The organism is Streptomyces katrae (assembly GCF_000966975.1).
GTDB lineage: Bacteria > Actinomycetota > Actinomycetes > Streptomycetales > Streptomycetaceae > Streptomyces > Streptomyces katrae.
This window is the reverse complement of the sequence record NZ_JZWV01001143.1, coordinates 1-6,355: the sequence shown is the minus strand read 5'-3', so window position 1 is coordinate 6,355 and position 6,355 is coordinate 1. Positions and strand designations below refer to the sequence as shown.

4 protein-coding genes and 1 pseudogene are annotated in these 6,355 nt (G+C 72.4%); 3 read left to right on the top strand and 2 right to left on the bottom strand.

Annotation, left to right across the window (positions count from 1 at the left end; all coding sequences use genetic code 11):
- Positions 1–430: 430 nt before the first annotated feature.
- Together VR44_RS33870 and ptsP are read left to right on the top strand one after the other, a co-directional pair.
- Positions 431–880: a PTS sugar transporter subunit IIA gene (locus VR44_RS33870; protein ID WP_045951474.1), complete on the top strand. Its 450-nt coding sequence runs from the start codon at positions 431–433 to the stop codon at positions 878–880.
- 62 nt (positions 881–942) lie between these two features.
- Complete coding sequence (gene ptsP, locus VR44_RS33865; protein WP_045951473.1) at positions 943–2,613, top strand: phosphoenolpyruvate--protein phosphotransferase; 1,671 nt, start codon at positions 943–945, stop codon at positions 2,611–2,613.
- Positions 2,614–2,710: 97 nt separating this feature from the next.
- Here the strand turns inward: ptsP and VR44_RS33860 are convergent, their stop codons facing one another.
- A complete protein-coding gene (locus VR44_RS33860; RefSeq protein ID WP_045951472.1) occupies positions 2,711–3,619 on the bottom strand; it encodes a hypothetical protein in 909 nt (302 codons plus the stop codon).
- Between the two features lie 70 nt (positions 3,620–3,689).
- Positions 3,690–5,666, bottom strand: a complete 1,977-nt coding sequence (locus VR44_RS33855) for an acetoacetate--CoA ligase (RefSeq protein ID WP_045951471.1) — start codon at positions 5,664–5,666, stop codon at positions 3,690–3,692.
- Between the two features lie 209 nt (positions 5,667–5,875).
- Here VR44_RS33855 and VR44_RS33850 point away from each other — a divergent pair.
- Positions 5,876–6,355: pseudogene (locus VR44_RS33850) on the top strand (glycosyl hydrolase); the annotation flags it as partial.

Here is a 6,355-nt window from a genome sequence, read left to right as displayed (position 1 = left end):
GCTTTCGTTCTTGCGATTCAGACTCTATCAGAGTCTTTCTCGCTCGCTTTCCAGGTCCTTCGCTTTCGCGTTTCCCTTTCCGGCGACTCCGACTCTATCAGTGCTTTTCCTTCTCTCCGACCACCCGCCGTAGCGCCGGAATGGCGCGCCGAAAAGGAGTGGAGATCGAGATCGTCCCTGCTTGAGGAGGAGGCCCCGTCCATCGACTGTTCGCAAGATGTTCATGGAACACGTCTCGGCGGGAGTCACGACAGTACAGGCCCCGTGGGGCGCAGGCAAATCCATTCACGCGTATGGTCTAGTCCACCGGTCTAGTCCACTAGTCTCCGTGTCCAAGGGTCAGCTCGGGCCGGGGACCGGCATCGGGCGAACCCGTACAAGCTGTGCAATATCCTTCACACGAAGAAGCCCCACCCCCTGGGAGGCCCCCATGACCAGCGTGACGTCCCCACTTGCCGGACGCGCCATCGGACTCGCGGCAGTGCCCGACCCGGTGTTCTCCGGCGCGATGGTGGGTCCGGGCACCGCCATCGATCCCGTGCGTGAGCCCTCCGCGGCGGTGTCCCCCGTCGACGGTGTGGTCGTCTCCCTTCACCCGCACGCGTACGTCGTGGTCGACGGCGAGGGCCACGGCGTACTGACGCACCTCGGGATCGACACCGTCCAGCTCAACGGCGAGGGCTTCGAGCTGCTCGTGAACAAGGGCGACACGGTGGTCCGTGGCCAGGAGGTCATCCGCTGGGACCCGGCCGCGGTCGAGGCCGCCGGGAAGTCCCCCATCTGCCCCGTCGTGGCGCTGGAGGCAACGGCCGACTCGCTTTCCGGCGTGGTCGAGTCCGGTGACGTCAAGACCGACGACGCCCTGTTCAGCTGGCAGTAAGACCTCAAGGTCGGACATCCACCGCGGCGGCTGCGTCCGCCGCTCAATCGGAGACGGGTGAAATGGAGACAACGCTGCGAGGCGTCGGCGTGAGCCACGGTGTGGCGATCGGCGAGGTGCGGCACATGGGGACGGCCGTGCTCGAGCCGCCGGCGAAGCAGATCGCCGCGGACGAGGCGGAGCGCGAACAGGGGCGCGCCCGTCAGGCCGTGGAAGCCGTGTCGGCCGACCTGATCGCGCGCGGCCAGCTGGCCGGCGGCGAGGCCCAGCACGTGCTCGAGGCCCAGGCGATGATCGCCACGGACCCCGAGCTGATGTCGGACGTGGACCGGCGGATCGTCGTCGGCAGCACGGCCGAGCGCGCCGTGTACGACGCGTTCGCGTCCTACCGCGACCTGCTGGCGGGAGCGGGCGAGTACATGGCCGGCCGGGTGGCCGACCTGGACGACGTGCGCAACCGGATCGTGGCGCGCCTCCTGGGCGTGCCCATGCCGGGTGTGCCGGACAGTGACGAGCCGTACGTGCTGATCGCGCGGGACCTGGCGCCTGCTGACACCGCGCTGCTGGACCCTGCGCTGGTGCTCGGCTTCGTGACCGAGGAGGGCGGGCCGACCAGCCACAGCGCGATCCTCGCGCGGGCGCTGGGTGTGCCGGCCATCGTGGCGCTGCCGGGTGCCGGGGAGATCGCCGAGGGCACGGTCATCGCCGTGGACGGCAGCACGGGTGACCTGTTCGTGGAGCCGACGGCGGAGAAGCGGGCCGAGCTGGAGGCCGCGGCCGCCGAGCGGAAGGCGGCGCTGGCCGCCTCCTCCGGTCCGGGGGCCACCTCCGACGGTCACAAGGTGCCGCTGCTGGCGAACGTGGGCGGGCCGGCGGACGTGCCGGCCGCGGTGGAGGCGGGGGCCGAGGGTGTGGGTCTGTTCCGCACCGAGTTCCTGTTCCTGGACGACAGCAAGAAGGCTCCGTCCGAGGAGAAGCAGATCGAGTCGTACCGCAAGGTGCTCGAGGCCTTCCCCGAGGGCCGTGTGGTCGTGCGCGTGCTGGACGCGGGCGCGGACAAGCCGCTGGACTTCCTGACTCCGGCGGACGAGCCGAACCCGGCGCTCGGCGTGCGTGGTCTGCGTACGCTGCTGGACCACCCGGAGGTGCTGCGTACGCAGCTGACGGCGCTGGCGAAGGCGGCCGAGGGGCTGCCGGTCTACCTCGAGGTCATGGCCCCGATGGTGGCGGACCGGATCGACGCGAAGGCGTTCGCGGACGCCTGCCGCGAGGCGGGTCTGGTGGCGAAGTTCGGTGCGATGGTGGAGATCCCCTCCGCCGCGCTGCGGGCGCGCTCGATCCTGCAGGAGGTCGAGTTCCTGTCGCTGGGCACGAACGACCTCGCGCAGTACGCATTCGCCGCCGACCGTCAGGTGGGTGCGGTGTCGCGGCTGCAGGACCCCTGGCAGCCGGCGCTGCTCGACCTGATCGCCATGTCGGCCGAGGCCGCCAAGGCGGAGGGCAAGAGCTGCGGTGTCTGCGGTGAGGCCGCGTCGGATCCGCTGCTGGCCTGTGTGCTGACCGGTCTGGGTGTCACCTCCCTGTCGATGGGTGCCGCTTCGATCCCGTACGTGCGGGCGACGCTCGCGAAGTACACGCTCGCGCAGTGCGAGCGCGCGGCCGCGGCCGCGCGGGCCGCGGACAGTGCCGAGGAGGCACGGGTGGCCGCGCAGGCGGTGCTGTCGGGCGAGTAGCCGGGCGCGTGCCGTAGTGGTGTCGTGGTGACCGAGGGGCCTTCGCCGGTGGCGGGGGCCCCTCGGTCGTTTCCGTTCCGGAGGGCGGGGCGGCGGGCTAGGCGTGGGCTGCGGGGCCGTCGACCTCGTAGCCGGGGCAGTATTCGACGCCGGGTTCGGGGGCGACGGGGTCGCCGGTGTCGGCGTCCGTGCAGTAGGCGTCGAACACGGCGGCGGCGGAGAGGGGCAGCAGGCGGCCGTGGTCCAGGCGCCAGCCGTGGACCCGGTCGTGGCAGTCGTCGGTGCTGCTGCGCAGGACCAGTCCGCCGGAGCCGCCGAGGGCGAGGCCGGCGGCCAGGACGGTCACGAAGTCGAGCTGATCGCGGCCTTCCGCGCGGAGGGGTCCCCCGGGTTCCCGGGCTGCCTCCGCGTGCAGGACGGCGATGAGCTGCTGCTCCTCGGTGGGGATGCTGCAGACGAGGTGGTGGTGGCCGGGGCCGGCTCCGTCGACGAGGCGGCGCACCAGGGCGGTGGCCCGTTCGAAGGAGGCGCGGCCGATGTCCTCGCCGCAGTCCGCGCACTCTCCCACCCCGGCGAGCACCGCGCCGGCGTACTCCCAGGTAGCCTGCCGGACGGCCGCGTCAACGAGGAGGGGTACGAGTTCCTCGACGGGCTGGCCGGTGTAGGGGAGGGCGGGGCCGCAGGCGAGTTCGGCGGTGAAGCGGGTACGGGTCGGGGCGCTGTCGGGGTCCAGGCCGTGGTCGGCGCAGTAGTCGGCGTACTCGTCGGGGTCGAAGAGGGCGACGGTGGTGTGGATGCCCTGGGCCGCGAGGGAGCGCAGCAGGGCGTCCACGTGGCGGAGGTAGTCGGCGTATTCGTCGTGGTGGTCGAAGGCGAAGCTGCGGTAGTCCCGCATGGCCGCGAAGTCCCGGGCGTCGGCGAGGAGGCCGACGGTGCTGGGGACCTCGCGGCGCAGCTCACGGCGGAGGCGGGAGGCGGGTCGTGACGGCTTGGGCGTGGTGTTCATGGTTCCCCCTGAGTGGTGCGCCGGACGGCGCGATGCCTTGCTCACTCACGGTAACCATCACCACTGACAGTCACTTCCGGGTGCGGCCGAGCTCCTCGTAGAAGGCGAGCAGGCCGGGGTTGTCCACCGAGCCCGGGTTGACCGCCTTGGCCGGCGGGGTGCCCTGGAGGAGGCGCTTGACGGGGACCTCGATGCGCTTGCCGGTGAGGGTGTGCGGGATGGCGGGGACCTCGATGACCTCGTCGGGGACGTGGCGGGGGGAGAGCTGCTCGCGGATGGTGGCGGCGATCTTCTTGCGCAGGTCCTCGTCGAGGACGGCGCCGGGGGCGAGGTGGACGAAGAGCGGCATCCAGTAGCCGCCGTTCGGCTCTTCCAGGCCGATGACCAGGGATTCCTTGATCTCGGGGAGGCGTTCGACGGCCTCGTAGATGTCGGCGGAGCCCATCCGGACGCCCTGCCGGTTGAGGGTGGAGTCGGAGCGGCCGTGGATGACGACGGAGCCGCGGTCGGTGATCGTGATCCAGTCGCCGTGGCGCCAGACGCCGGGGAACATCTCGAAGTAGCTGTCGCGGTAGCGGCTGCCGTCGGCGTCGTTCCAGAAGTGGATCGGCATGGAGGGCATGGGGGCGGTGACGACGAGCTCGCCGACCTCGCCGGTGAGCGGCTTGCCGGCCGGGTCCCAGGACTGGAGGTCCGTGCCGAGGCAGGCGGCCTGGAGTTCGCCGATGTGGACGGGGAGGGTGGGGACGGCGCCGGCGAAGCAGCTGCACACGTCGGTGCCGCCGCTGACGGAGGCGATCCACAGGTCCTCGGCGACCTCGTCGTGGAGCCAGCGGAAGCCGTCGGGCGGGAGCGGGGAGCCGGTGGTGGCGACGCACTTGACGGCGGAGAGGTCGAAGTCGCGGGAGGGGTGCACCTCGGCCTTCTTGCAGGCCATGACGTAGGCGGCGGAGGTGCCGTAGAGGGTGGCCCGGGTGCGTTCGGCGATGCGCCACTGGGCGCCGGTGTCGGGGAAGCCGGGGCTGCCGTCGTAGAGGACGACGGTGGTGCCGGTGAGCAGGCCGGAGACGAGGAAGTTCCACATCATCCAGCCGGTGGAGGTGTACCAGAAGAACCGGTCCTCGGGCCCGAGGTCGCAGTGCAGGCCGAGCTGCTTGAGGTGTTCGAGGAGGATGCCGCCCTGGGACTGGACGATGGCCTTGGGGGCGCCGGTGGTTCCCGAGGAGTAGAGGATCCACAGCGGGTGGTCGAAGGGGACCGGTTCGAAGACGGGTTCGGTGTCGCCGGAGGTCAGCTCCGACCAGGGGCGGGTGCCCTCGGGGGCGGGGGTGCCCAGGAGCGGGATGTGGACGACGGCGCGCAGGGAGGGGAGGCCTTCGCGCAGCTCGGCGACGGTTTCGCGGCGGTCGTGCTGCTTGCCGCCGTAGCGGTAGCCGTCGATGGTGAACAGGACGACGGGTTCGACCTGCTCGAAGCGGTCGAGGACGCTGCGGGCTCCGAAGTCGGGGGCGCAGGAGGTCCAGACGCCGCCGACGGCGGCGGTGGCGAGGAGGGCCACGACGGCTTCGGGGATGTTGGGGAGGTAGCCGCTGACCCGGTCGCCGGGCCGGACGCCGAGGGCGCGCAGTTCGGCGGCGAGGGAGCCGACCTGGCGGCGGAGCTCGGCCCAGGTGACGGGGGTGGGCTCGTGGGCCTCGTCCACGTGGAGGAGGGCGGGGTCCTGGGCGCGGGCGGGGTCCTCGGCGGCGCGCAGGGCGTGTTCGGCGTAGTTGAGGGTGGAGCCGGTGAACCAGCGGGCGCCGGGCATGGAGCGGTCGGCGAGGACGCTCTCCCAGGGGGTGGTGAACCGTACGTCGAACCATTCGGCGACGGCCTGCCAGAAGGTGTCGAGCTCGTCGACGGACCAGCGGTGCAGTGCCGGGTAGCCGCCTTCGGCGGGGGCGCCGAAGCGTTCGGCCGCCCAGGCCTGGAAGGCGGTGACGCGGGCGGCGGCGATCCTGTCGGGGCCCGGGGACCAGAGGGGTTCCGGCTGGGTGGCTGAGGTCATGGGTCGGCTCCCGGTCAAGTCTGCGGCTCGCGCTTCGTGTGCGTACGGTGCCACCGCTGCGTGGGTGTGCGCGCGGCGGCTCACAGGGACGATGCCATGTGATCGAGATCCGCACCAGAGCCGTCCCCGGAGCCCGGCCGTTGCCTTCGCGGGTGAACGGAAGCTGAACGCCGCCCGCTCGGCCGGGGGCCGGTGGCAGGGTGATCGTCATGGACGGTCGTGAACTGGTGCGTGCGGTGGCGGAGATCGGTACGGCGCGGGGGCGGCGCGCGTGGCGTGCGGCGCTGCGCCACCGGCGGACGGACGCGGAGGGGCTGGCTCCGCGGGGTGCGGAGCGGGCCCGGGTGCCGGGGCTGCTGGAGGGTACGGAGGCCCGGCCGGGCGGGGGCGTGCTGCGGTTCGCGCGCAGTGAGCTGACGGTGCGGGTGGGCGTGGGCGGGGCGGTGTTCTGGGGCTGGGACGGTGCGGGGCCGGAGCCCTCGTACGCGGTGCTGGGCGGGGGGCCGGAGCCCGATGCGCGGGCGGTGCTGGAGCCGGACACCGGGGGCGGCTGGCGGGTGGTCTCGGAGCGGGTGACGGTGGCGGTGTCGCGGCACGGGGCGGTGGAGGTGCGGACCCCGGGCGGGGCGGTGCTGCGGCGGGAGCTGCCGCCGCGCTGGTGGGATCCGGTGGAGGGGGCGGCTCCGGGC

Bases quoted from the DNA above. Each gene is read 5' to 3' on its own strand.
- VR44_RS33860 (WP_045951472.1), bottom strand. From the start codon at position 3,619: ATGAACACCACGCCCAAGCCGTCACGACCCGCCTCCCGCCTCCGCCGT.
- ptsP (WP_045951473.1), top strand. From the start codon at position 943: ATGGAGACAACGCTGCGAGGCGTCGGCGTGAGCCACGGTGTGGCGATC.
- VR44_RS33870 (WP_045951474.1), top strand. From the start codon at position 431: ATGACCAGCGTGACGTCCCCACTTGCCGGACGCGCCATCGGACTCGCG.
- VR44_RS33855 (WP_045951471.1), bottom strand. From the start codon at position 5,666: ATGACCTCAGCCACCCAGCCGGAACCCCTCTGGTCCCCGGGCCCCGAC.